This is a genomic window from Erwinia sp. AnSW2-5, assembly GCF_045107195.1.
GTDB lineage: Bacteria > Pseudomonadota > Gammaproteobacteria > Enterobacterales > Enterobacteriaceae > Erwinia.
Genome location: NZ_JBJGXA010000039.1, coordinates 1 through 25,884 on the forward strand (window position 1 = coordinate 1; position 25,884 = coordinate 25,884).

Here is a 25,884-nt window from a genome sequence, read left to right on the forward strand (position 1 = left end):
CCAACTTTTTGGGTGCAGTTCAAAGGTGGCCCGTTCTTTAATCGTTTACCAGGTCAGCTTTTCACCGCTGGCTTTCAGGTTTTGCTGGTACATCATTTTGAGGGTGCCGTAATTACACATATAAATCGGCCCTTCACAGTAATCCTTAATCACCTTATCCAGCACCGGGCGATTCTCTGCCTTAGTCAGTGTTTTAAAGGCACTCAGGTTCTGTTTTTCCATCATGCGTAACGTGGTTGGCTGACACATATCAAGAGGACCGTCACAGTACTCTTTCTTCACTTTAGCCTGAATGTATTCGATAACGGTTTTTTGCTGTGCGGCGGAACCATCGAAATCCAGAGGATGAACGAATGCGGCGTGAGTGGTAAAGCTGGCCGCAAGCAAGGCAAGGCCCAGGGTCTTTTTCATTTAAATCTTCCATGTCATTAAATTATTCGCTGTGCGGCGGGATTTTAACATCAAAATGAGGGCCGATCACTGACCGGGAGAGGGATTCACTCCCGCTTTTTAACGCCTGCTGTGCTCGCCATAATGATGGCAATACCACAAGGAGGGGGGCTATTCCTGAGGGATCCCCACAAAAATGAATGGCTGGCAGTCTGGCCCCATCCCCGCAGAACCGTTGCTCGCTGTGCATTTTAAAACCCCGACGCCATTGCGATCTTGCGTAGGGGGCGATCATCTTTTCCGATCGCCCCGTAACGCCGGGTCGGCGCCCTGCTCAACATCACGGGCGGACCGAAAAAGAAGGTCCGCCCCTACGCATCCTGAGTTGTTTTCGGTTTGGGTGTTGACCTGGATTTTGACGTTGAGGCGGCGTTCAGCAGCGCTTCCTTCGCGGCCGCCAGGAATTCATCTGACAGGCTGTCACCGGAGGTGGCACGAGCCAGCGTCAGCGCGCCGATCAGCAGGGAAAACTGCACCAGAGCATGCTGACGGCGCTGCGCATCATCCTCACTATCCGCAACTGACTCCAGAATTTCCAGCATGCCTTTCACGCCGTCGAGATACACTTCACGCACCGGTTTATCCGCACTTTCCCTGGCGATATCGCTGGCTAACGCCGTAATCGCACAGCCATTCTGTACGCCATCCCGATGAGCGGGAGAGAGATAATGTTCGGCCAGCGTGTGCAGCGTCTGTTGACGGGATTGCTGACCGATCGCCTGCCAGCGCGCAGCGGAATCGTCAAACGCCTTGCGGCTGGCGATGGCGGCCAGCTCATCTTTGGAATCAAAGTGTCCGTAAAAACCGCCGTGCGTTAACCCGGCTGCGGCCATCAAATCATTGACGCTGACGCCGTTTATTCCCCGCTCACGGAAGAGCTGCGAAGAGACCTTGATAATCTCCTCGCGGTTGCGTTCCATCTGCTGTTTAGATACCCGGGCCATCGTCTTCTCCTGCTGTTTGAGGGCATCATCTTAGGGGATGCGTCTCACACCATCAATGGATGATGCCCTTCATCAATAATTCACTCAGGCACGCGGCCAGGCTGTGACAAACTCACCGCCGCCCTGTGCTCCCGGCAGGGTGCTGGCAATCTGATCGTGTGGCGTGCCTGCAGAAATGGCGCTGATGGCATCCAGCCGGGCGATCTGCTCTTTCTCTAACCTCACATCCAGCGCCTGCAACGTATCGTTTAACTGCGCCAGATTACGGGAACCGAGGATAGGTATCAGGCTGGTTGTGGAACGTGCGGCTTTGTCTTGCAGCCAGGCGATGGCCACCTGAAGCGGCAGGACATTCAGCTCCCCGGCGACGGCAAAAACGGTATCCAGCAGCGTGGTGTCATGCTCGGTATGCACCAGGCGCCCGCCGAATCCGGTTAGGCGTCCTTCTTTGCTTTGACGGTATTTTCCCGTGAGCAGACCGCCCCCCAGCGGTGACCAGAGTGTTGCGGCCAGCCCGAGTGCTTCAGCCATCGGCAGCAGTTCCCGTTCGGCGGTGCGCTGCACCAGGCTGTATTCCACCTGAATGCCGGCAATGCGCGACCAGCCGCGCAGTTCAGCGATGGTGTCTGCCCTGGCGATGCGCCAGGCGGGGAAATTGGACAATCCGGCGTACTGGATCTTGCCTGCACGCACCAGATCGTCGAACGCACGCACAATCTCCTCCAGTGGGGTTAGCTGGTCGTCAAAATGCGCCCACAGCAGATCAATACGGTCCGTTTTCAGTCGCTTCAGGCTGTTTTCGACCGACTGGATCATATTTTTACGGCTGTTGCCGGTGCGCGAAACCCCTGGCTCTGGCGAGGCGCTTAAGGTGTATTTTGTGGCGACGACGAAGCGATCGCGCTCGGCGGCGATAAACTCCCCGACTAACTGCTCAGACTGCCCAAACTGGTAAGCATCTGCGGTATCAATAAAGTTCCCACCGGCCTCGACGTAGCGGTCAAAGACCTGTTTTGCTTCTTCTCTTTCCGAACCGTAACCCCAGCCAGTGCCAAAGTTTCCGGTGCCCAGTGCCAGTGTAGAAACGCGTAAACCGCTGTTACGACCAAAAGTGGTGTAGTTCATGCTATTGCCCTCGTGGTTTTTAAATGTTGTTTGACATTTATTATAAATGTCATACATCATCTAAAAACGCAATGATGATAATCGTCATCTATAAAAACCACAAAAGAGAGCAAACGATGAACACCATCCCTGCCGTTCTGATCGCGTTTGCCACATCCAACATCGAGGTCTGAACAGTGATGAAAGCTTTTATTATTGAGGGTTACAGCAGCAAAAACGGCGGGCACATCGCTGAAAGACCTGAACCTGAACTGCGGGCTGATGACGTCCTGATCCGGGTGCAGGCAACGGGCGTGAATCTGCTGGATGCCAAAATCCGTAAGGGCGAGTTCAAGCTGGTTCTGCCGTATAAACTGCCTTTGATTCTGGGTAACGACGTGGCGGGAGTTGTCGTCAGCGTCGGGCCTGAGGTGACCCGATTTCGCCCAGGTGACCCGGTTTATGCGCGGCCCGACGCGCAGCGAATTGGCACCTTTGCGCAGTATATTGCGGTTAACGAGCACGATCTGGCGTTAATCCCCGGTAATCTCAGCATGGAAGAAGCGGCTTCCCTCCCGCTGGTCAGCCTGACGGCCTGGCAGGTGCTGGTGGAGGCAGCAAAGCTGAAAAAAGGCCAGAAGGTGCTGATCCATGCGGGTTCCGGCGGCGTTGGCACCATAGCCATCCAGCTTGCCAAACATCTTGGCGCGTTCGTCGCCACCACCACCAGCACGGCCAATGTGGCGTGGGTGAAGGCGCTGGGGGCCGATGTGGTGATTGACTATAAAAAGCAGGATTTTGCCACCCTCCTGCATGACTACGATGTGGTGCTGAACAGCCTGGGCAGTGATGTACTGACGAAGTCGCTACAGGTGCTGAAACCCGGCGGCCAACTGATTTCCATCTCCGGCCCGCCGACCCCGGCGTTTGCTACGGAGCTGGGCCTCTCCTGGGGGCTGAAGCAGTTGATGCGCCTGCTGAGTTTCCGCATCAACAGGCAGGCGAAACGGCGCGGCATTCGCTATTCGTTTGTCTTTATGCGCGCGAGCGGGGAACAACTCAGTGAGATTAGCGCGCTGGTGTCATCCGGGGTGATTAAGCCGCTGGTGGACCGGGTATTTCCCTTCGAGGAGATCAACGAGGCGCTGGCTTATGTTGAGACCGGGCGGGTGAAAGGGAAGGTGGTGGTGCGGGTGGAGTAGGGGCACCGTCAATCAGGTCACCTGAACTGAGGTGCGATTCTTGCCTCGGTATAAAACAGGTGACGTCATGACGAACAAAACGACGCGTTCCTCCTCCCCCGAATTTAAGCTGGAATGCATTCAGCTTTAGTGTCAGCGAGTAGAGCAATCTGCTCGCCACCCGCGCCAGAAATATGTTCAACCTCTCTCAAACTAAGTTTTTTCATTTTTACGACCCTGTATATTGATATTAAACAATGAGAAGATAAAGCCCACACCAATGCAACCAAAAATAATAAAAAAAACAAAATGGCTATAATTATGCATTGATTCACTAATATAGTTAACCACGCAAAAAATAGAGAAAACATTAATTGAATTCCGTGAAAACCTTGTTAAAAAATCACCACCAAAGTAAGTTTTCATCAAATGCCTCGCCTGTTGCAGAAAACCCATTATTAAGGGTTTTTTATTTTTTTCAATGGCTTATTTCAGTTCGGAGCCTGGGGTAAGTGTTCGATCTTCTTATTCAGTATCATCCCGCCGCTGTCGTTCAGCCGGGCTGGAGGGGCTGTCTTCTCGACCAGTAAAATATCATCATTGTTGATGTTCTCCATATGGTCACACGGGTTATTTTATGCCGTAGTGGCAGGATGATATTACCGCTGATACCTTTAAAAGGTCCTGATGAATACTATTTCCACCATGTTATCGTATTTAGGTTGTGTCATTAATTGTGTGCCGTCACGTTTTGGTGATGGCATGAGGGTGCATCAATTACCATAGCATTTTCTGTTTATAAAACAGTCTAAACGTACAAGACATTCCCATATCCAATCTGATCCCGCATACCTGGATCTATATTGGTCCGAAAAATGAATGGCGTTGGAATCGTTTTTATCCCAGGCGGGCGATACGCGATCTCGCCTCGTCCAGGTGATGGCGCAATGATTCAAGGCAGGGGGCGAACCTGACGGAGAAGCGGTCGCAGTTGATGGCTATAGCAAAGAAGTTCTCCGCCAGGACCAGTGCTTCCTGCCAGATATCCCCGCTAACCACTTGCGGCAGTGACGCCGGTCGAAGCGCGTTTGCGATGGCGCCACTCGCTTTGGGAGCGAACGCCATCGGCAGAACGTCGTAAGCGGGGGCGAGCTGATACGGGCGGCCGTGGTGACTGATAAATGACAGATTTCCGTGATGCATATCGGTATTGCCAATCAGTACTCCGAACGCCCAAAACCGGGCTGTCTCGACGGCGGCCTCAGCATGGACGTGCCCCTCCTTAATAAGGCTGTTGACCAGAACAGGCCAGGAGGCTCTGGCATTACCGACAAACTCTGCATCAAGTGCCCGCAGCGAGAAGACGCCGATACGGCCCATTTCGCCCACGCGGTCGAATCGCGGGATCTCAAGGAAGCGCTGACCAGCAAAATCAAAGATCTCTGTTTCCACACCCAGCACTTTCAGCGTCAGGTGTTCGGCCAGTAGCAGGTCGCGCCAGCGTTCACTCACCGGGTTATCGTCCGGTGCTGAGAATTTCACTAATACATGACCACGTTCGGTATAGGTACAGAATTTCGGCTGTTCACCGCCAGCAGATGACCCCGGTGCTTCACCCGCAGCCGCCGCCACGGCCAGCGCGGGATACGTTGTGGCGCGATCAACGGGGCGGGTTGCTGGCATCTCCAGGAAACGATCTCGTGCCTGCTCCCCTATCAGCAGGTTGCCAATTGCATCATGGCCCTGTGCAAGCAACGCCCTGACCACATCTGCATCTGACCATTGCTCAGGATCCGCCGCCAGACCCAGCCCGGCCGCATGCGTCGATGCCCAGGCTCGCGCGAGATACCCTTGTGGCCGCATATCAAACAGCCACCACGGCAGCCCGTCGCTATAAAGGCTCACGTTGTTGGTCTGCACCATCACAAATCCGTCCGGGCGAACCGGAATCAGCTCGCCAAGAGGCTGAACGCGGCCTTCATCGGTGATGCGGTAAACAGGCGCAGATCTGAATCTTCGCCAGGTGTCGCGCAGGGCATATTGAATAGAGGGACCCGCCCCGAATCGAACAATATCGTCGCCAAGCCCCTTCAATGCGCGAGACAGTGTTGGCTGGCTAATGTTCATTATTTCAATCAGTTGCTGTGCTTTCATTGGTCCCTGACTGAGCAACTGACGTATCGTATCGAAGCGATCAGGCATGATGTTGAATCACTCAATGAATAGATAGATGAATAGATAAGTGAATAGGTATCCTATCAATTACTGTGTGATTCGTCACCACCCAGGAGAGGGATAGCGAATGGTGGTAGAGAAAATGGGAAGGAGGATCGAAGAACGATTCAGTATGTCCACGCCCCTTTGCTATACCAATATCCCCTCAACGTTTATTGGGGGTTTTACGAACAATTCATTTGAAAGATAAAAAAGATTTCACATGAGGATGATGACTGTATACTGTATGTATAACCAGTTACTTTGGACTAAAGGACGAGGAAGGATGCACAATTATCTTTTGGAGTTGCTTAGCTCGAGCAACGTTAAATTGCGCATTTTGACACCATGTTTGATAATGGGCATGGTTCTGCAAAGAGACCCTTGATGTTGAGCTTAAAAAGGGACTGATAGCTATCAAGAAAGCTAGAAATGGTTGATCATTACTGGCAGAGTGGTTAAGAAGTCACCCTCATCGAGTTTTATACTATTCCTGCTGTCCTATAATCAGGTAGCAGATACATTGTAAATGTCGCTCTCAGCGGCACTTGTATCATCAGGAGATTTTTATGACTGAACTTCTCAGAAAGATGTTATCCGTTCCGGGTAAGATTATGCAGGAAGCTATCAATCATGATGTCAGGAATTCAGGGAACGGAAAAATCATTACCGATCTTAACGGATTGGCAACGGTGAACATGAATAATCAGCAAGTTCGCGACTCAATGCGTGCCCGAATGGAAGAACTGGCTGCTAAACGATAAGGATAATCGATGGGGCCTCTGATCATTATGGTTGTCCTTGTATGCGGGTTTTGGTACACACAAAATCACTATCAATCCCGTATCAAGTTAGCCAGAAGCGATGGCTGGAATGCCTACTTTTATGTTGCGATGCATGGATGTAAATTTGCCATTCAGGGTTTTGCTGTCATTTTTATCTTGTTTCTTATCCTTCTAATCCTCAGTGCGATTATCAATTTACTGGGGTTCATATGGCCTAATATTCACGCCAATCTTTATTCATGGATGACCGACATTAAGATAATGTCGTACCCGATTTTCTTCATACTTTCACTGATGATGGCGGTGCTGCTCGCGCTTGGCCAGGGCAATAGCGCCAGGCGTTCGCTGGAAGACGAAGATGTTCGCCAGAAAGCATACAGAGAAATGGCTGCCCAGGATGGTATTGAAGCGCTTCTCGTTCAGGCGATTGATGAGGGTAAACTGATTTTTGTTACTCTAAAGTCAAGAAAGGTCTACATAGGGTATGTTACCGCGCCGAGAATGGAGCATCATGAAACGCAGCATCTTGCGATCATCCCCTATATTAGTGGGTATCGAAATAAAGATACGCTTCGCTACCATGAGCAGCATCGGTACTATGATCTTTATCTAAAAAAAGATATTACGGGTGATTCTGAACCGCTGAATTTTAATCATTTCCGGCACGTTATACCTATGGAGCAGATTGAAGCCGTATCACTTTTCGATACTGAAACCTATAAATCATTTGATGAGTTTTCGACGCCTGAGCCGAAAAAAGTTGGTGATTCAGCCAGTGCATGATGCTGTCGCATGAACTTGCACAACCCTGAGAGTTTCATTTTGTCTCCGGCCCGCCAGTAATGGCGGGCTTTTTAATATGTTATGTACCCGACCACTAGAAAACAAAAAAGCCACTCCTTTCGAAGTGGCTTAATGTCCTGATTTAACAGGTAAAATCTGGTGGCCCCAGCTGGACTTGAACCAGCGACCAAGCGATTATGAGTCGCGTGCTCTAACCAACTGAGCTATGGGGCCTGAGGCGCAGGATTATAATGTAACTCAGCGGCACGATCCAGCGCTTAACATGTGTATGATGCATTTCCAGGTAAAATGGATATATTTTGAACTGGTTGAATCATAACCCTTATCTCTCCAGACCCGCTCTGATGCGCCTTCGCCGCTAAATCACCGGTGGATGATAAATCGCGCTGCTCCAGTAACGGCTGCTGGCGTGTTTCTCTCCCAGCCAGCCAAGATGGCGCAAACGGCGCGCAATCAGCTTGTTCATAATGCCGTGACCCACCAGCAGCACATTGCCTTCGGCGGCCAGGGCGATCAGCCGATCGGCAGCCAGAATGGCGCGCTGTTTAGCCTCGGCGTAAGACTCCACCTCTCCGGCGTAACCTAACAGCCACATCGCTCGCAGCAGCGGCAGCCACAGCAGCGGCGACAATGCAGGGAAGGCCAGCGGCATCACCGGCAGCGCCACTTCACGATAGATTGCATCGTTCCGGTTTGCCTGCTTGCCAAGTTTTGCCAGCGACGAGATGGCTCGCGGTAACGTGCTGGTGACAATAATATCCGCCTCTGCGGCCAGCCGCAGGCTGCGCTCTGGTGGCAGGTCGCAGATCTCGGCCAGATCGTAAGCCTCGCACCATTCCACCATCGCCAGTGAGGAGCGGCGGCCTGGCAGAGAGTGATCGGGTTTGCCGTGGCGCATTAGGGTAATGGTCATGATTTCCCGCCTGATAAGAGCCTGTCCCATCAGGCTATTTTATTTGCCATTAATGCACGCCTACCGGGCCAGGCTCTAAGTGTGTTTTTCAGCTTAACCATCCCCCCCGACAAACACAAACCTGACGCTGATGGGCGGATTGTCATCTCTTCGCAATACTCAGGGGCTAAAACGTCGGTGTTGAAACCGTGTTCTGCGTCGTTTGCCTTAAGTTTGTGCGTTGTTTCAACAATGAAAAATAATCGCATGTTTTTTGGACGATTTATTTCATTGATTTTATTGATTTTCTGAGCGGTTGGTTGTGTTGAATGTCAAGAAAATCTAACTATTGCCGTTTCGTTGCCTTGATTTATCTACACGCGTAGATACAATAGCTGCGTAGTGAAAATTCACGGTGCTTGATGGTTAGCAGCTACGTGAAGGTCAAATTTGTTTCGCGTTACTTATACGATTGGTCAATTTTAGACCGTCGGCGCAAAGCGAATATAGCGTTCCAACACCAGGGAACCTTACTTACTCGTCACTGGCGGGTAAATGATCTTTTCGTCATGGCTTTATAACACGGCCTGTTCACTGGCGAATTTTCCTCCGACGGAGGAGTGCGTGCCAGGGACGGCGCCGAATAAAACTCCTCACATCAGGGAATTTTTCATGTCTACACCTCAAAGCGTTGCACAGGATACTGCAATGTCGGCCAACTCGGCGGCAGATGAACGTTTAGCCACCCCGGAAGGGCGTAAGGATTTTTGGCGAGCAACCTTCTCGTGCTGGCTTGGCACAGCAATGGAATATGCCGACTTCGCATTATATGGTCTGGCCGCCGGGATTATCTTCGGTGATGTCTTCTTCCCCGAAGCAACGCCAGAAATGGCACTCCTCTCTACCTTCGCGACCTGGTCGGTTGGCTTTATTGCCCGCCCGATTGGCGCACTGTTCTTTGGCTGGCTCGGTGACCGTAAAGGCCGAAAAGTCGTCATGGTCTCCACCATCATCCTGATGGGCGCCTCCACCACTCTTATTGGTCTTATCCCCAGCTATGCCTCTATTGGCCTTTGGGCACCGGCGTGTCTGGTGCTGCTACGCTTTAGTCAGGGCTTTGGTGCGGGGGCCGAGTTGTCCGGCGGGACGGTGATGCTGGGCGAATATGCCCCGGCACAGCGTCGCGGTCTGGTCTCCTCCATTATTGCTTTGGGTTCTAACAGCGGCACGCTGCTGGCATCGCTGGTCTGGCTGGCGGTGGTGCAGATGGATCAACAGTCACTGCAAGAGTGGGGCTGGCGTATTCCGTTCCTGTGCAGTTCGCTGATTGCGCTGGTGGCGTTGTGGATCCGTCGTCACTTACGTGAAACCCCGGTATTTGAACGTAAAAAAGCCGAGCTGGAAGCCGAGCGTGAGCAGGTGCTGGCAGCCGCACCCGTGGTGGAAGATACCCGTGGATTCTGGCGTCGTAGCCGTGCCTTTCTGACGATGGTCGGTTTGCGTATCGGTGAGAATGGCCCATCCTATTTAGCACAAGGTTTTATTATTGGTTATGTGGTGAAAGTGCTGGCAGTGGATAAATCGGTGGCGACTACGGCGGTGTTTATTGCCTCGCTGCTTGGCTTCCTGATTATCCCGCTGGCGGGCTGGTTGTCGGACCGTTTTGGTCGCCGGATTACCTATCGCTGCTTCTGTCTGCTGCTGATCATCTATGCGTTCCCGGCCTTTATGCTGCTGGACTCGCGTGAACCGGCGATTGTGATTGCCACGATCGTCACAGGAATGGGGCTGGCATCGCTGGGGATCTTCGGCGTGCAGGCGGCCTGGGGCGTGGAGATGTTTGGCGTTCATCATCGTTATACCAAAATGGCGACAGCCAAAGAGCTGGGGTCGATTCTTTCCGGTGGTACAGCACCGCTGGTGGCGTCTGCACTGCTGGCCTGGACGGGTCACTGGTGGCCGATTGCCACCTATTTTGCGGTGATGGCGAGCATTGGTTTCCTCACCACGTTTGTGGCACCGGAGACGCGTGGCCGCGACCTTAACGCACCGGAAGATGCGATTTAACCACGGACGATAGTGGAAAACAGGGCGGGTTCCATTACCGCCTGTTTTCCGTTTTGATGGCGATATCTCAGGGACTCACGGGCCGGATTTAATCCGGTCAGACACTGTTTGTTTATAAGGAAGAGTGCCTGTGGCAAAACAGATTCATCATCGTGCTACCCGTGCTGATGTGGCAAAAGCCGCCGGCACATCCGTTGCCGTAGTGAGTTACGTCGTCAATAACGGCCCGCGACCGGTGGCGCCCACAACACGCGAACGCGTCCTTGCGGCGATTAAAAGTACCGGTTACCGGCCGAACAGTGTGGCGCGTGCGCTGGCTTCCGGCACCACAAAAACCTACGGGCTGGTGGTGCCGAATATTGGCAACGCTTTTATTGCCTCGCTGGCCCATGAGCTGCAACAGCAGGCGCTGGCGAACGATATGGTGATGCTGCTGGGCGATGCCGGTGACAGCCGTAAACGCGAGCTACAGCTGATCAACAATCTGTTGGGTCAGCAGGTGAACGGCCTGTTTTATATCAGCGTCGACCGCAATCCCTACATTGATCTTCTGCAATCCAGCGGCACCCCGTTTGTGATGCTCGATCGGGTTGATCCCAGTTTGCAGGTGCATGTGATCCGCGTAGATGAACGTGAGGCATCGCGTCAGGTAACGGCCCATCTGTTGAGCCACGGCTATCAGAATGTCGGTATTATCTGCGGCCCGGCAGAGATGCTCAATACACAGGATCGTCTGCAAGGCTGGCGTGATGCGCTGGCGGATTATGGCGTAGAAGAACGCCCGGAGTGGATATTCCATACTCCTTATACCCGCGAGGGTGGCTATCTGGCTGCCCAACGCATGATGCAGGGCACGACATATCCGCGCGCACTGTTTGCCTCGAACGAAGCGCAGGCCATTGGCTGCATTCGTGCTTTGTCTGAACATCATATCCGCGTGCCGGATCAGCTGGCGCTGGTCTGTTTTAACGGCACCGATCAATCTGCCTATCATGTGCCTTCGCTGACGACCGTTCGTCAGCCAGTGCACGAGATGGCAAAGACCGCTATCAACATGCTGGCGGCGTGGAAAGGAGAAAGCATGCTGAGTGAGTTCTCCCATCATCTTGAACTTGGCGAGTCCTGCGGCTGCAAGCTGGCCCGATAATAAGATAACAATATGAAACGACTAATTATTGATTGTGATCCGGGGAATGGTATTACGGGGGCCAACGTCGATGACGGGCTGGCTATTGCACTGGCGCTGGCCGCACCGGAAATTTCGCTGGAGCTGATCACCACCGTGGCGGGCAACACCCCAAGCCAGGTGGGATACAGCGTGGTGAAAGATCTGATGGAGCGCATCGGGCAGTCGGTGGCGGTGGTGAAAGGGGCGGATGCGGCGTTATGCGAACCGACCGGGCCGTGGCGCGAAGCGTTAGATCAGCGTGTACACAGCAACCAGCTGGCGCATCTGTGGCGCGGCGTACGTCAGCCGCAGTCTTTTACCGCGCCAGCACGGGAAGCGGCGGATGCGATGGGCCAGCTGATTTGCGCGAATCCGGGAAAAATCACCCTGGTGGCGATTGGTCCGCTGACCAACGTGGCGCTGGCGTTAGAGCGCTACCCGGCAATGGCCGATGCGGTGCAGGAAATCGCCATTATGGGCGGTGTGTTTGCGCTGGATGATTTTATTAAAGACACCAACTTCGGCATCGATCCTGAGGCGGCCCACAAGGTGCTGACCAGCGGCGCCAATATCACGCTGGTGCCGATGGATGTGACCAGCCAGACGCTGATGACGCATCAGGATCTGAACCGTATTGCACAGATTGATACGCCGCTGGCACGCTTTGTCACTGAGACGTTGCGTCCGTGGATTGATTACTCGATTCAGACCCGTCATCTGCCGGGCTGCTGGATCCACGATGCGCTGGTGGTGGCCTGGTTGCTGAATCAGCGAGTGAGCACGGCGGCGGATTATTTTGTCGATGTGGAATTGCGCGCGGGGATCACGCGCGGTAAGTCATGGCGTTTCCGTCGGCCGCTACGTGTGGATGTGGCTATCGGTGAACCGGAGGGTAGCCCGGTGCATGTGTTGCAGACGGTGGATAACCAGCTGCTGCTGGCGATGCTTGAGTGTTATCTGGCGAAGCCGTTGGCGTAGAGTCCAGCCCGTGGATTTCGCCATCGGCACGGGCTGACCGGAACAAATGGTCAGCCCTGACGCGTGATTATGCCTGTCAGGCGTACACCGCGCGCCGCCAGCGCCACATATCCACGGCCAACAGCGCCAGCAAACTTACCCCCATCACGGGTAAACAGACCGCCGTAATTGATGTGATCACCAGCAGCAGAAAGCGCGCGCTAATCGATAACGGCTGCCAGCAACCCAGCAGCGTATCCAGCGGGGAAATCTGCCCGCCCTGCGGACGGCGCAGCCACCACATGCGATAGCCAATCACAATCATCACGCACAGGCCAACGCCGAACAGCGCCAGCACCAGCTGATTGACCACCCCGAACAGCACGCCCATATGGGCATCCACGCCCCAGCGCGTCAGTTTGGCCAGCAGCCCAAAGTTGGCGAACTCCACCTTATCAATCACCGCGTTGCTTTGCGGGTCTATCGCCACGCTGTCGACCTGCGTCGGCCAGCTGCGGTCAATCTCATTGACCGTCCAGGCTTTATCTGCCCGGTATGACGGACGGATTTCCACTTTGGCTGCATCAATCCCCGCCGCGCGTGCGGCGCTCAGCACGGCATCGAACTGCGCCGCAGTGACCGTGGCCGGAGCGGCATCCTGCATCATCATCGTATGGCCCTTATGCTCCGCATGCTCATCCATCGGCATGTCCATCATCTCGGGTTCAGGATGCAGCAGGGTATTCACCGAGGGGGTCATCCAGCCAAAATGGCTGCGCATCAGGGAGATATTATCCCCGGCCCAGCGCGACCAGGTCAGCCCGGTGGCGGAGAAGAACACCAGCCCAAGCAGCAATGCCAGACCCAGCGTCGTGTGCCAGTGGCGCTGCCCGGCCAGGCGCTGGGCGCGCGTTGGCTTGGCGCGCAAGGGCTTACGGCGCGGGGAGCGGCTGGTGGCCCACAACAGGGCACCGCCCAGCGCGGCAATCCACAGCCAGCTCGCCGCCAGTTCACTGTAATGGCGGCCAACGTCGCCCAGCAGCAGATTGCGGTGCAGATAATCCAGCCAGGTACGGAACGGCAGCACGCCGCTGGTGCCGTAAACCGTCATCACGCCACGGATCTCCAGCGTCCTGGGATCAACAAACACGGCCCGGGTTTCTGACGGGCCGAGATCGGCGCTGGCAAACATCACACGGGTGGTTTCACCCGCATGAGGCGCGGGGCGCACGGCGGCGATTTTCGCTTCGGGTCCCATCAGGTTATTGGCGGTGGCGATTTGGGCGGAGATCGGCTGGTCCGCTCCGGTTGATGCGGTAAACAGCTGTGACTGATACAGCACATTTTCCAGCTGAGGCGTCAGCACATACAGCGTGCCGGTCAGCGCTGCGACAAAGATAAACGGGGCGATAAACAGCCCGATATAGAAATGCAGGCGACGCAGCAGCGGGATCAGCGTGCTGCGGGTGCGGGTGGCGTGCGTGGTCGCACGTCGGATATTTTCTGACATTGTCTCTTCCATCAGCCTGTTTTACAGGCATTCGCAGGGGCTGCGGGGGAACCCACAGATCAATCGTTAATTGAAGCGTGCGGTGAGGGCGAGAGGCGGGGCGCGGGGATGGAAGAAATGGGGAACAAAACGCGCCACCACCGGCTGAAACAGCGGAACGTCCGGCTGAGTGGCGGCCTGTAACGTCGACCACAGCAGCGGCAGCGTCATCAGGTCCAGCGGCAGATGCACCAGCAGCACGCAGTAACCGCAGGCGCTGTCATCCATCATCGACATCGGATGGTATTTCTGTGGCACAGCGCCATCGGGCGTGGCGGCCATATCATGGTGCATCTCCGGCATCTCAGACATGTCCATCGCCATCCCATGATGCATCATCATCATGCTGTTACTGCCACGCGCCTGCGCCAGTGATTTTGAGATCACCGGAGCAATAAACAGCAGCAGGATTGCCAGCAGGCCAAGCCAGGCGGCGAGGCGGTTGCGGGAGGCAGAAAATGAGATCAGTGACACGCCTTTTCTTTCAGCAGGAATACGTTTCGGAGTGTACTTGAATTTATTGGAACAGGGGAAAGGTAATCTCTATTTCGGTTTTTAATCGCGGCAATTTAAGGTCCAGCTGGCGCTGTATAACTGAGGAATAATCTTAACCATTTCTACTTGTTTCCAGTTAATTCCCGGTAGTGAATTTGACTTATGTGCATTTTTGTATTTTTCTCGATGACCTGGTTATCTGTTTGGTATTTATCATTTTTTTGTTTTGTTGTTGTGCTTTTTATTAAGATTTTCCTTATGTTGTCGTGTTTTTAATCACCATCGAATTGTAAGCATTATGTAAGTTTAGGAACAATCCTGGATAAGAAATCGTTAAAGTACCTGGCATCAACATCGTCTAAATAATAAACCTTGCTCAGGGCATTACTATGCTACGGATTGCGTCTGGAAAAGACGGGATAACTCCTGCTCGTCTCAGTAGTTTGGCCGTTATTATCAGTCTGTTTCATGTCACGAATGTGGCCGCTGCCACGATCGGCGATCAGCAATTCATTAGCCAGCAGGAACGTCAGCGTGCCGCTGAACGTCAGCTGGCACCACCCGCGCCTGACGTCCGTTTACAGGCGCCGGGCAGCTTCTTCAGCCGCATTCAGTTTCCCGTCGAACAGCCGTGCTTTGCCCTGCAACATATTGAGTTACAGGGGCGAGAAGCGTTTCCGCACTGGATGCCGCTGCAAAAGCTGGCCGATCAGGCGCAGGGACAGTGCCTCGGCGGTAAGGGAATTAACCTGCTGATGAGTGCCTTGCAGAACCGTCTGGTGGATCACGGCTACGTGACCGCCCGCGTGCTGGCCCCGCCACAGGATATTAACAGCGGCACCCTGAAGCTGGTGCTGGTGCCGGGCAAGGTGCGCAATGTCCGCCTGACGCCAGACAGCGACCGCTACGTCCAGCTGTGGAGCGCCATGCCAGCCCACGCCGGGAACCTGCTGGATCTGCGTGATATTGAGCAGGGGCTGGAAAACTTACAGCGCCTGCCCACCGTGCAGGCGGATATGCAGATTGTTCCCGGTGAGCAGCCGGGCGAAAGTGATATTAACGTCAGCTGGAAGCAGTCGCGCCACTGGCGGCTCGGTGCCACGCTGGATGACTCCGGCACCAAAAGTACCGGGCGCTATCAGGGCGGCCTGACGCTCTACCTCGATAACCCTCTGTCACTCAGCGATCTGTTTTACGTATCGGCCGGTCACGATTTACAGCAGGGCGGCGACAAAGGCAGCAAAAATACCCTGATCCACTACTCCGTGCCGTTTGGCTACTGGACCACGGGCGTCACTTTTAGTGATTACGACTACCACCAGTCGGGCCTGGGCAGTGGTTTTGACTACCAGTACAAAGGTAAGAGCAAAAGCATGAATTTGCAGCTCGGGCGCGTGCTGCACCGCAGCGGCAGCCAGAAAACCTCGTTCACTTATGAAGTGATGACGCGCGAGTCGCGAAACTATATCGAGGATACCGAGCTTGATCAGCAGCGTCGTAAGACCGCCGCCTGGCGTCTCGGTTTACAGCACCGTCACTACATCGGCGAGGCCACGCTGGATGCTGGTGTGAGCTATCAGCGCGGTACGCGCTGGTTTGGCGCGCAACCGGCACCGGAAGAGAACTATGGCGAAGGCACCGGGCTGGCGAAGATTATTCAGCTCTCCTTACAGCTAAATGCACCGTTCCAGCTGTGGGGGCAGTCCTTCCGCTATAACGGGCAGTTCCAGCGCCAGATGACCCATTCTCCGCTCACGCCGCAGGATCAGATGTCCATCGGTAACCGCTGGACGGTGCGCGGCTTCGACGGCGAATACACCCTGAACGGCAATGAAGGCTGGTTTGTCCGTAACGACATCGCCTGGCAAACCCCGTTACCCAACCAGGAGCTCTACCTCGGCGCTGACTATGGCGAAGTGAAAGGCGGCATCGATTATCAGACCGGCCACCATCTGGCAGGCGGGGTGATCGGCCTGCGCGGTAATGTGCTGAAGACCGGGTACGACCTGTTTGCGGGCGTGCCGTTCTCCAAACCGGACGGTTTCAGCACCAGCCCGGTCTCCCTCGGTTTCAATCTGAGCTGGGAATACTGATATGACGATCCCCGTTAATGGTTTTCAGGTGATTTCCCCGCTGCTGAGCAGCGGGTTCAGCGAGTCTGAAGTGCTCGGTGCCAGCGTCTGGTTATGGATGCATTCGGCGCAGCATCGCGACATTCCCCTCAGTGCGCTCCCTACGCTGCTGCTGCCTGCAATCAAGCATCAGCAGTTTGCGCTGGCGATGCGTGACGATAAGCCGGTGTTTTTCCTCAGCTGGGCCTGGCTGGACGATGAAGCGGAGCAGCGTTATCTCATGCAGCCCGGCATCCACGTTCAGGAGCGGGACTGGAACAGCGGTGACCGTTTGTGGCTCCGCGACTGGATTGCGCCGTTTGGCGAGCAGCAGGCACTGCGTCGCCTGGTCGGCGGCACGTTGTTTCCGCATCACTGCATGCGCTCGCTGTATCACAAAGGTGAGCAACGCGGTCTGCGCGTCATGAATTTCCGTGGTGATGCGGTCACGCATCAGGATTTTGCACGCTGGCAGCGCGACACCCCGCTGGCAAGCCATTAACTGGAAGGGATGAACCCAGGTGAATAAGAATCTGTATCGCGTAATTTTCAACAAGGCGCGTGGCCTGTTGATGGTGGTGGCTGAAAACGGCCGTGGTCAGGGTAAAGGTCCGGCGGTCAGCGGCGGAGGGCATACGCTCAGTCAGCTGATTGGTCAGCTCACCCCGCTGGCGTTCTTTACCCTCGGCGCGCTGGGCATGGTGGCATTAATACCACAGGCGCAGGCGGCAGGGATTGCCGCCGATGGCAGCGCGCCATCCGGCCAGCAACCGATGATCGGCAAGACGGCCAACGGCACGCCGCAGGTGAATATTCAGGCGCCCAGCGCGGGTGGCGTATCACGCAATACTTACAGCCAGTTCGACGTCGATAAAAAGGGCGTGATCCTCAATAACTCCCACCGTAATACGCAGACGCAGCAGGGCGGCTGGGTATCGGCTAACCCGTATCTGGCACGCGGTGAAGCCAAAGTGATCCTCAACGAGGTGAATTCGCGCGACCCCAGCAAGCTGAATGGCTACATCGAAGTGGCGGGTAAAAAAGCCCAGGTGGTGATCGCGAACCCCGCCGGGATCACCTGTGACGGCTGCGGTTTTATCAATGCGAACCGCTCCACGCTGACCACCGGTAAAGCGATGATGCAGAACGGCCAGCTGACCGGCTATCAGGTCAATGGCGGAGAAATTGTGGTGCAGGGCGCGGGGATGGACAGCAGCCGCCAGGACTACACCGACCTGATTGCACAGTCGGTGAAAGTGAACAGCGGCATCTGGGCCAACGATCTGAAAGTCACCACCGGGAAAAACCGCGTCAGCGCCGACGGTGCCAGCATCAGTAAAAATGCGGACAGTGATAGTGATGTGAAGCCTACGCTGGCGCTGGATGTGGCAAACCTTGGCGGTATGTATGCCGGGAAAATTCAGCTGATCGGCACCGAGAAAGGCGTCGGCGTGCGTAACGCCGGAACATTGGGTGCGCAGGCCGGTAGCGTGACCATCAGCGCTGACGGGCATATTGAAAACAGCGGCACCGTCAACGCCAGCGACGATATTCAGGTCAGCGGCCGTGCGCTGAACAACAGCGGCACGCTGTATGCCGGGCGCGATACGCGGGCCAGCGTAAGCGGTGAGTTGAACAATGACGGGCTGATTGTTGCCAGTCGCGACACGCATGCCAGCGCCGGAGAGCTGAAAAGCAGCAAAAACGCGGTGTTTGGCGGCGGTGTGAACGTGGATGGCAGCGTCGGGAAAAGTGGCAATCTGACGCTTACCAGCAGCGGAAAACTGGCGAGCAACGGGCAGAATCTGGCCGCCGGAAAACTCAAGGTACAGGCCGCAGAAATCGACCTGAGCGACAGCCGCAGCGCGGGATCGGACGTCACGCTGGCATCAAGTGGGGCGCTGAATAACGAGCGCGGGATGATCTCCGCATTGAGCGGCGATCTCTCCCTGACCAGCGCACAGCTCGACAATAACGGCGGGCGCCTGGAGTCGGCGGGCAAGGTGCAGGTGCGCAGCGAGGGCATTAACAACGTTGGCGGAACGATGGTCGGCCAGCAGTTGGATCTGGACAGCGCGGGCCTGGCGCTGAACAACCAGAATGGCGGCATTGCCGCAATGGATGGCGTAACGCTGAAGGCAGGATCGCTGAATAATGAGGGCGGCAAGGTGATTGCCGGGAAAAACCTTAACGCGGGCGTCCAGTCGGTGAACGGAAACGGGCAGTTGCTCTCCCTCGGGGATATGCAGCTGGCGGTTAACGGTGACTTCAGTCATACAGGCAGCACGCTGGCGAACGGTAATCTCGACCTCAACGTGCAGGGCGCGCTGGATAACGCCGGGCAGCTCAATGCCGGTCAGCAGTTAGCGGTAACGGCCGCCAGCCTGAACAACCAGCAGAGCGGCGATATCAGCGGGCAGATCACTCACGTGGATGTCGGCAGCAGCCTGACTAACCGTGGCATTATCGACGGTGTGGAAACGGTGCTGCGTGCCGGAACGCTGAACAATATCGGCAGCGGACGTATTTATGGCGATCATCTGGCGATCCAGACCGGTGAGCTGAATAACCTGGCGGAAGGCGAGAGCGCAGCCACGATTGCGGCCCGTCAGCGCCTGGATCTTGGCGTCGGTACGCTGAACAACAGCGCCCACAGCCTGATCTACAGCGATGGAGATATGTCGATTGGCGGTCAGCTGGATGAGAACGCTGCCGCCAGCGGCCGGGCGACGACGATCAACAACCACAGCGCGACGATTGAATCCAACGGCAATATGCTGATCAATACCGCCACCCTGAACAATATTAACGATCACTTTGCCACTGAGATGGTGCATCTCTCGGACGAGCAAAAAGAAGAATATATGGTGGTGGGGCTGAATAACGGCGTGCATTACGGCACCAGCGATTATGACATCAGCTTCTATCATGACGAAGTGCAGCATATTTGCATTAGCGGCGTGGTGTGTAATCAGGATCACTACTACCAGTATGCTTACACCCAGAGCACCTGGCAGGAGCAGATCACCGAAAGCGATCCGGCGCAGATCCTCGCGGGCGGCACGCTGGCGATCAACGCCGACAGCACCCTCAACGATAAGAGCCGCATTATTGCCGGGGGCGATCTGCTGGTCAGCAATGCCAATCTGAACAACGTGGAGCTGGCCGGGACGCTGCTGGTGCAGAAAGTGGGGCAGGTGATCGAGTGGGATCGCATCCACAAGAAAGGCCACGATAAACAGAAAAGCGATGCGTCACCGTATACGCCACCGGATGAGATCCAGTCCATTTCCCTGTCGCCGAGCGTAGCCAAAGGCAACACCCAGGTGGACAGCAGCTCGCCTGCCCTCAGCGGTTTCAGCCTGGGGTTACTGAACAGCGGCGATCTGGCTTCACTGCCTGGCGGTCAGCGTATTGAGATTGCGGGCAGCACCGATTCCACGGTGATCCGCTCTCAGGTGCCGGACACCACGCTGCCGGAGAACAGCCTGTTTAATCAGCTGCCGTCCTCTTCCAGCAACTACCTGATCGAAACCGATCCGCGTTATACCAACCAGAAAAACTGGCTCAGCTCTGACTTTATGCTGTCACAGCTGCGTTCCGATCCTGATATCACCCAGAAACGTCTGGGCGATGGCTTCTACGAGCAGCGTCTGGTGCGCGAACAGCTGGTGACGTTAACCGGCGAGCGCTATCTGGCGGGCTATCAAAGCGATGAAGATCAGTACAAGGCGCTGATGGAAGCCGGGGTCGCTTTCGGGCAAACCTTTAATCTGGTGCCGGGCGTGGCGCTGACCTCCAGCCAGATGGCGAACATCACCAGCGATATGGTGTGGCTGGTGGCGCGTGACGTCACGCTGGCCGACGGCAGCCGTCAGAGCGTGCTGGTGCCGCAGGTCTATGCACAGGTGAAGCAGGGCGATATCGATGGCAGCGGTGCGCTGCTGTCCGGGCGCAATATCGCGGTGGGCGTCAGCGGCAATATGCTGAATACCGGCCGCGTCAATGCTACCCAGCTGCTGAGCATCAGCGGCGAGAACATCACTAACGTGGGCGGGATCATCAGCGGCGGTAACGTTCAGCTGCTGGCGAACAATGATCTGACCAACAACGGCGGTACGATCCAGGCGCAGACCTCGCTGGTCGCCAGCGCCGGGCGCGATCTCAACCTGGTATCACAAACCACCCATACGGAAAGCACCAACGGCAGCAACAGCTTCAGCCGCGATACGGTGTCGCGCGTGGCAGGTATGTACGTGCAGCAGGATGACGGCAAGCTGGCCTTACAGGCAGTACGCGACGTCAATGTGCAGGGGGCGAAGGTGGTGAATGCGGGCGAAAACAGCCAGACCACCGTGGTTGCCGGGCGCGATGTCAATCTGACGACGGTCAACTCCGGCGGCAGCGACAATGTGGTGTGGGATAAAGACAACCACCTGAGCCAGAGCAGCAGTAAAGCGGTGGGCAGTGAGATCACCGGGGCTGGCGATGTAGCGGTGCAGGCGGCGAACAACCTCGCGGCCGCTGCGGCCACACTCAATGCGGCGAACAGTCTGAGCCTCTCCGCAGGCAACGATATAACCATTGGCACCGCCGGTGAGCAGTCGGCGCTGGATATGGCCTCGAAAGTGAAAGGGTCGGGCTTCCTCTCCAGCAATACCACCACTACGCGTGCCGGGTTTACGCAAGATAATGCCACCGCCAGTAATCTGGGCGGGAGCGCGATTACCCTGTTGGCCGGGCACGACCTCGGCATCAGCGGCAGTAACGTGGCGGCTGAAAACACCCTGACCGCTAAAGCGGGCAACAATCTGACGGTGGATACCGCAGAGGAGAGCCGTGACGGTTGGGCGATGACGCAGAAAACCAAATCCGGCCTGATGAGCAGCGGCGGCATTGGTTTTACCGTTGGTTCAACCTTTAACAAGTCGACCGATGAAACCACGGGCCTGACGGCACAGGGCAGCCAGCTGGGATCGGTTAGCGGCGATACCACGCTGATTGCCGGTAACGATCTGAAAATCAAAGGATCGGAGGTGATCTCTGGTAACGATATCAATCTGATCGGCAAAAATGTGGAGATCGCCTCCGTCGAGAACAGCGCCAGTAAACACAGCACCACCGAGTCGCGTTCCAGCGGTCTGACCCTGGCACTGTCCGGTGCGGTTGGCTCGGCGCTCAGTACCGCGAAAACCATCTCTGAGATGGAAACCGATAAGACGGATGACCGTGTGGCACGCCTGCAACAGGTGAAAGCGGGGCTGGACGGTTATCAGGCGGCACAGGCGGTACGCGGTGCGTTGCAGGATCCGACCAATCAGAGTTTTGTCGGTATCAGCCTGTCTCTGGGTATGCAAAAGGCACAAAGTGAAAGCCAGAGTGACCAGATGACTTCAGCGGGCAGCGCCATCCAGGCATCGCGCGATCTGAACATCTTCGCCACCGGAAACGAGGGTACGACACAGGATGGCGATATCCTCGTGCAGGGGAGCCAGTTGCAGGCAGGCAATGAGATGCTGCTGTCAGCATCACGCGATATCAGCCTGCTGTCGGCAGAAAATACGCAGATTTCCAGCAGCAGCAAAAGCAGCGGCGGCGGTGCCGTTGGCGCGAGTATTGGGGTAGGCTCCGGCGGCTGGGGGATCAGTATCTTTGCCAACGGTAATAAAGGCAAAGGCAGTGAAAATGGCGATGGTCTGACCCATAACGAAACCACCCTGGATGCTGGCAACAAGGTGACCTTGCTGAGTGGGCGTGATACCACCCTGACCGGGGCACAGGTCAGTGCCGATCGGATTGTGGCTGATGTCGGGCGCGATCTGACCATCACCAGCGAACAGGACAGCAATAACTATAAGTCGAAAGATCAGAATATCAGCGGAGGTCTGAGCTTCACCTTCGGTTCCATGACCGCCAGCGGTAGCCTGTCGATCAGCAATGAGAAGATCAACAGCAACTACGACAGCGTGCAGGAGCAGAGCGGGATCTTCGCCGGAGACGGTGGCTACGATGTCACGGTCGGTAATCACACCCAGCTCAACGGTGCGGTGATCGGCAGTACGGCTGAGGCGGCGAAAAATCGTCTGGATACTGGCACGCTGGGCTTTAGTGATATTCAAAACCAGGCCGATTATGCCACCTCGGGTGCCAGCCTCGGTCTGACCACCGAGTTCACCACCAAAGATAAAAAAGATGACTCGCTCCCGGCCGATAAGCAGCCGGTGAAGCGCACGGTGACGGAGCAGCTTGGCGATAATCTGGCGCCGAAGTCGATGTCAGCCTCCCGCTCCAGCGGCAGCGGCGAGAGCACCACTTACTCTGCGGTGTCGGATGGCACGCTGATTGTGCGTAATGGCGATGCGCAGCAGCAGGACGTTAGTACGCTGAGCCGTGACGTGGAGCATGCGAACCAGACGCTTAGCCCAATCTTTGACAAGGCCGCAGAGCAGAAGCGTTTGCAAAAAGTGCAGCTGATTGGCCAGGTGGCCAGCCAGACTGTCAGCACGGCGATTGCTGAACGCGAATACTGGGCGCTGGAAGCCGGTATTAAAGACGCGGGTGAATCACCGGGGGCCGATGCCACAAAAGAGGATCGGAAGGTTTACTGGGATCGGGTAAAAGGCAGCGACAGCTATAAAGAGATGATGGCCGACTACAAGGATGACGGCAAAATCAAAATGGCAGCCAATGCAGCGGCGACGGCGATTACTGCGCTGGCTGGCGGTGATGCGAGTAAAGCGCTGGCACAGGCTTCAGCGCCTTATATGGCCGGAGTGATTAAAGATCTTACGCTGTCCGATCCGAAAAACCCCACGGCTGAAGAGATCGCCACCAATGCCTTTGCGCATGCGATCCTCGGCGGTGTGGTTGCCGAAATGAGCGGACAGAATGCAGCGGCCGGGGCGCTGGGTGCTGGCGGCGGTGAGCTGGCGATCAGGACGATCCACAAAGCGCTTTATCCAGACGTGGCAACCAGCGATCTGAGCGATCAGCAGAAAGGCACGATTAAAAACCTCGCCCTGATCGCCTCCGGCCTCGCGGGAGCGTTGGGCAGCGGTGATAGTCAGGGGGCTTCAGAAGGCTATGATGCAGGTAAGAATGCGATGGAGCATAACTATCTCAGCGCCGGAGAAGCAGAACGCAAGGCCGTGCTGGAGCGTAAAGAGCGTCTGGGGACGTTAAATGCCGCAGAAGCAAACGAACTGAGTGCCACCCGTAAGGTAGATAAAGCCCGCGATCAGGCGATTAAAGACGTCTGTACCAACGGAAATAAAGGGGGCGCAGCCTGTACTGCACTGGTAAGCAAAGCCCAGCAGGCGCTGGACAGCTACGGAGAAAGCGTCAGCGTACGTCTGCTTTACAGCGAGCTGTACCCTCAGGATGCGGCTAATGCCAGCGCGATTATGTCCGGCGTGGATGCCGGTAGCGTCACGCGTGACCGGGCCATTACGGCTATCGCCAGGGATTCGGGGAAAAGCTGGGACGAGATTGCGGAGCGCTACGATACGGTAATGCAGTTGCACGCCATTACGGTATCGCTGGCCAGCGTATATATGCCGGGTAGCATGAAAACACCTGCCGTATCGACCAAAACATCCACTAACGCGAATATCATGGAAGAGGCAGCGGCGCTGAAGCGTATTGCCGACAACAATAAGACGGCGACCGATCTCAGCACCAAAACCACCGGAATGGTGTTCCAGCAGCAGGCGCAAAATAAGATCAGCGATCTCGCGGCGATGTATAATGACGCCTCGCTTATGCCAAAAGACTTCACACTGTCGATGAACGGGAAAACATTCATGGCTGATCCAACCACCAGTATCGGCGCACCGGTCTTTAAAGGGGCTTCTGAGGCTGAGGTGAAGACCTATTTCCAGCAGATATCCGGGGCGGAAGTGTTGCCAGCGGCGAAAACCATCCCCGGTAAAGGCACTCTGTACTCCGTTAAGGTCAACAGTGGCGCAAATGCGGGCAGTACCATGACCCTGAGGGATTTCTCCAATTCCACCGGACAGACCGGGGCGAAATGGACCATTGATGTGATTACGCCATCGATCAATAAAGGGAAAAAAGTGGAGATGAAATTCCAGTGAACAGAGAAAGTCTTTACCAGTCTGTGATCGCCAGTGCGCGAGGATTGTCACTCGGCGCACTCTGGCAGCATCTTGAGGTTGAGTGCCGCACTATTCCCGACAATAGCGCACTGAGAAAAGAGCTGTTCTTTGGGCTGTTGCAGCAGTTGCTGAATGCCGGGCAGGTCCGGCTAGCCAGTGATGGCGTCTTTCTGTCTGGAACACTGCAGGAACAGCTTCAGCAGTTAGAGAATGCATGGCCGCAACCCGATTCTGACGATGAGCTGGATGACCTCGACGAAACGGGGTTCTGGTTTCTGGTCAACGCGCCAGCCGGGCTGGTGTGGATCACCCCGGAAGGGCAGGAAGTCTGGACCTGATATCCTGGAGTCAGTGAATGAACTATCAACAACTATTCCCTCTGAGCGTGTTGTTACTCAGTGGCTGTAGCCTGCTGCCACAGCAGGAGTTTTTTACGCCACCGCCGGCAGAGGCGGAGGTGGCCGGGCTGCGCATTATGGGCAGTACGGAGAGCAGTGCCCTGTATCAGATGGAGGACGGCAAACTGCGCGGCGGGCTGATCCGTAAAAGTAACTGGGTTCTGCGCAATACGCAGGACCAGGGCATGCCGAAGGTCAGCGGTAAAGAAGCCACCTACACCAGTGATTATTTCGAAACGCCGGTGTATGCGGGGCGCAAAACGACGGTGTATCACAGCTACGATCGCGGTAAGAATCGTTGCGTGAACATCGTCAGTTTTACACCGGAAAAGGGTCACTACTATCAGCTGAGTCAGGCGGTTGATCTGAAGATGTATCGCTGCCGTGCCTGGCCGAATGAGCTGGTCAAAGACGCGGACGGCCATTGGGTGCTGAAGCCCATTGCTAACGCCACTTATGGCAATAAATATCTGCCACAGGATGGCGGCTGGCAGAAGATGGTGCGGCTGGTCTCTGAACAGTAAGCCTGTTGTCTGTATGAGCGATGTAGGGGGCGATCATCTTTTCCGATCGCCCCGTGCTGATGGTTTGCACCCCGGTTCAGATCTGCGGCACAGGACGACCGGAACAGAGGGTCGTCCACGACGG

General features: G+C 55.6%; 18 protein-coding genes and 1 tRNA gene. 11 read left to right on the top strand and 8 right to left on the bottom strand.

Annotated elements, in window-relative coordinates:
* Positions 1-45: 45 nt before the first annotated feature.
* The 3 genes from ACFL9S_RS21420 to ACFL9S_RS21430 all read right to left on the bottom strand — a co-directional run bounded on the left by ACFL9S_RS21420 (position 46) and on the right by ACFL9S_RS21430 (position 2,519).
* Complete coding sequence (locus ACFL9S_RS21420) at positions 46-411, bottom strand: hypothetical protein (RefSeq protein ID WP_405263887.1); 366 nt, start codon at positions 409-411, stop codon at positions 46-48.
* A 350-nt stretch (positions 412-761) separates the two neighbouring features.
* Complete coding sequence (locus ACFL9S_RS21425) at positions 762-1,394, bottom strand: TetR/AcrR family transcriptional regulator (protein WP_405263889.1); 633 nt, start codon at positions 1,392-1,394, stop codon at positions 762-764.
* An 84-nt stretch (positions 1,395-1,478) separates the two neighbouring features.
* Entirely contained in the window at positions 1,479-2,519 is a 1,041-nt protein-coding gene (locus ACFL9S_RS21430; protein ID WP_405263890.1) for an aldo/keto reductase, read from the bottom strand.
* Positions 2,520-2,698: 179 nt separating this feature from the next.
* Between ACFL9S_RS21430 and ACFL9S_RS21435 the strand changes: the two genes are divergently transcribed.
* A complete protein-coding gene (locus tag ACFL9S_RS21435) occupies positions 2,699-3,700 on the top strand; it encodes an NADP-dependent oxidoreductase (RefSeq protein ID WP_405263891.1) in 1,002 nt (333 codons plus the stop codon).
* A gap of 876 nt (positions 3,701-4,576) precedes the next feature.
* Here ACFL9S_RS21435 and yjjJ read toward each other — a convergent pair.
* Positions 4,577-5,881, bottom strand: a complete 1,305-nt coding sequence (yjjJ, locus tag ACFL9S_RS21440; protein WP_405263892.1) for a type II toxin-antitoxin system HipA family toxin YjjJ — start codon at positions 5,879-5,881, stop codon at positions 4,577-4,579.
* 581 nt (positions 5,882-6,462) lie between these two features.
* Here yjjJ and ACFL9S_RS21445 point away from each other — a divergent pair.
* Positions 6,463-6,657 (top strand): hypothetical protein, encoded by a 195-nt coding sequence (locus ACFL9S_RS21445; RefSeq protein ID WP_405263893.1) that lies wholly within the window; start codon positions 6,463-6,465, stop codon positions 6,655-6,657.
* A gap of 9 nt (positions 6,658-6,666) precedes the next feature.
* Entirely contained in the window at positions 6,667-7,461 is a 795-nt protein-coding gene (locus ACFL9S_RS21450; protein ID WP_405263894.1) for a hypothetical protein, read from the top strand.
* Positions 7,462-7,618: 157 nt separating this feature from the next.
* On the opposite strand, the gene ACFL9S_RS21455 is transcribed toward ACFL9S_RS21450, so the two are convergent.
* Positions 7,619-7,695 (bottom strand) — tRNA-Ile (locus tag ACFL9S_RS21455).
* Positions 7,696-7,840: 145 nt separating this feature from the next.
* A complete protein-coding gene (locus ACFL9S_RS21460) occupies positions 7,841-8,395 on the bottom strand; it encodes a histidine phosphatase family protein (RefSeq protein ID WP_405263895.1) in 555 nt (184 codons plus the stop codon).
* A 651-nt stretch (positions 8,396-9,046) separates the two neighbouring features.
* Between ACFL9S_RS21460 and ACFL9S_RS21465 the strand changes: the two genes are divergently transcribed.
* The 3 genes from ACFL9S_RS21465 (at position 9,047) to ACFL9S_RS21475 (ending at position 12,587) form a co-directional block, all read left to right on the top strand.
* Positions 9,047-10,441, top strand: coding sequence for an MFS transporter (locus ACFL9S_RS21465; RefSeq protein ID WP_405263896.1), 1,395 nt, complete (start codon positions 9,047-9,049; stop codon positions 10,439-10,441).
* A 130-nt stretch (positions 10,442-10,571) separates the two neighbouring features.
* On the top strand, positions 10,572-11,588 hold the full coding sequence (locus ACFL9S_RS21470; RefSeq protein ID WP_405263897.1) for a LacI family DNA-binding transcriptional regulator: 1,017 nt from the start codon (positions 10,572-10,574) through the stop codon (positions 11,586-11,588).
* Between the two features lie 12 nt (positions 11,589-11,600).
* Positions 11,601-12,587 carry a nucleoside hydrolase gene (locus ACFL9S_RS21475; RefSeq protein ID WP_405263898.1) on the top strand — a complete coding sequence of 329 codons (987 nt, stop codon included), beginning with the start codon at positions 11,601-11,603 and terminating at the stop codon, positions 12,585-12,587.
* A gap of 76 nt (positions 12,588-12,663) precedes the next feature.
* Here ACFL9S_RS21475 and ACFL9S_RS21480 read toward each other — a convergent pair whose 3' ends face one another.
* Complete coding sequence (locus tag ACFL9S_RS21480; RefSeq protein ID WP_405263900.1) at positions 12,664-14,088, bottom strand: PepSY-associated TM helix domain-containing protein; 1,425 nt, start codon at positions 14,086-14,088, stop codon at positions 12,664-12,666.
* Positions 14,089-14,142: 54 nt separating this feature from the next.
* The gene (locus ACFL9S_RS21485) at positions 14,143-14,589 is read right to left on the bottom strand and encodes a DUF2946 domain-containing protein (protein ID WP_405263901.1); all 447 of its coding nucleotides are present in this window, start codon (positions 14,587-14,589) and stop codon (positions 14,143-14,145) included.
* A gap of 410 nt (positions 14,590-14,999) precedes the next feature.
* Here ACFL9S_RS21485 and ACFL9S_RS21490 point away from each other — a divergent pair, with 410 nt between their 5' ends.
* The 5 genes from ACFL9S_RS21490 to ACFL9S_RS21510 are packed head-to-tail and all read left to right on the top strand — an operon-like array spanning position 15,000 to position 25,760.
* Positions 15,000-16,703, top strand: coding sequence for a ShlB/FhaC/HecB family hemolysin secretion/activation protein (locus ACFL9S_RS21490; protein ID WP_405263902.1), 1,704 nt, complete (start codon positions 15,000-15,002; stop codon positions 16,701-16,703).
* A 1-nt stretch (position 16,704) separates the two neighbouring features.
* Positions 16,705-17,223, top strand: coding sequence for a toxin-activating lysine-acyltransferase (locus tag ACFL9S_RS21495; RefSeq protein ID WP_405263903.1), 519 nt, complete (start codon positions 16,705-16,707; stop codon positions 17,221-17,223).
* Between the two features lie 19 nt (positions 17,224-17,242).
* The gene (locus ACFL9S_RS21500; protein WP_405263904.1) at positions 17,243-24,817 is read left to right on the top strand and encodes a hemagglutinin repeat-containing protein; all 7,575 of its coding nucleotides are present in this window, start codon (positions 17,243-17,245) and stop codon (positions 24,815-24,817) included.
* Positions 24,814-25,176, top strand: a complete 363-nt coding sequence (locus ACFL9S_RS21505) for a DUF596 domain-containing protein (RefSeq protein WP_405263905.1) — start codon at positions 24,814-24,816, stop codon at positions 25,174-25,176. Before ACFL9S_RS21500 ends, ACFL9S_RS21505 begins: the two co-directional genes overlap by 4 nt.
* 17 nt (positions 25,177-25,193) lie before the next feature.
* The gene (locus ACFL9S_RS21510) at positions 25,194-25,760 is read left to right on the top strand and encodes a hypothetical protein (protein ID WP_405263906.1); all 567 of its coding nucleotides are present in this window, start codon (positions 25,194-25,196) and stop codon (positions 25,758-25,760) included.
* Positions 25,761-25,884: the final 124 nt, after the last annotated feature.

Bases quoted from the DNA above. Each gene is read 5' to 3' on its own strand.
- ACFL9S_RS21420 (WP_405263887.1), bottom strand. From the start codon at position 411: ATGAAAAAGACCCTGGGCCTTGCCTTGCTTGCGGCCAGCTTTACCACT.
- ACFL9S_RS21425 (WP_405263889.1), bottom strand. From the start codon at position 1,394: ATGGCCCGGGTATCTAAACAGCAGATGGAACGCAACCGCGAGGAGATT.
- ACFL9S_RS21430 (WP_405263890.1), bottom strand. From the start codon at position 2,519: ATGAACTACACCACTTTTGGTCGTAACAGCGGTTTACGCGTTTCTACA.
- ACFL9S_RS21435 (WP_405263891.1), top strand. From the start codon at position 2,699: ATGAAAGCTTTTATTATTGAGGGTTACAGCAGCAAAAACGGCGGGCAC.
- yjjJ (WP_405263892.1), bottom strand. From the start codon at position 5,881: ATGCCTGATCGCTTCGATACGATACGTCAGTTGCTCAGTCAGGGACCA.
- ACFL9S_RS21445 (WP_405263893.1), top strand. From the start codon at position 6,463: ATGACTGAACTTCTCAGAAAGATGTTATCCGTTCCGGGTAAGATTATG.
- ACFL9S_RS21450 (WP_405263894.1), top strand. From the start codon at position 6,667: ATGGGGCCTCTGATCATTATGGTTGTCCTTGTATGCGGGTTTTGGTAC.
- ACFL9S_RS21460 (WP_405263895.1), bottom strand. From the start codon at position 8,395: ATGACCATTACCCTAATGCGCCACGGCAAACCCGATCACTCTCTGCCA.
- ACFL9S_RS21465 (WP_405263896.1), top strand. From the start codon at position 9,047: ATGTCTACACCTCAAAGCGTTGCACAGGATACTGCAATGTCGGCCAAC.
- ACFL9S_RS21475 (WP_405263898.1), top strand. From the start codon at position 11,601: ATGAAACGACTAATTATTGATTGTGATCCGGGGAATGGTATTACGGGG.
- ACFL9S_RS21480 (WP_405263900.1), bottom strand. From the start codon at position 14,088: ATGGAAGAGACAATGTCAGAAAATATCCGACGTGCGACCACGCACGCC.
- ACFL9S_RS21490 (WP_405263902.1), top strand. From the start codon at position 15,000: ATGCTACGGATTGCGTCTGGAAAAGACGGGATAACTCCTGCTCGTCTC.
- ACFL9S_RS21495 (WP_405263903.1), top strand. From the start codon at position 16,705: ATGACGATCCCCGTTAATGGTTTTCAGGTGATTTCCCCGCTGCTGAGC.
- ACFL9S_RS21510 (WP_405263906.1), top strand. From the start codon at position 25,194: ATGAACTATCAACAACTATTCCCTCTGAGCGTGTTGTTACTCAGTGGC.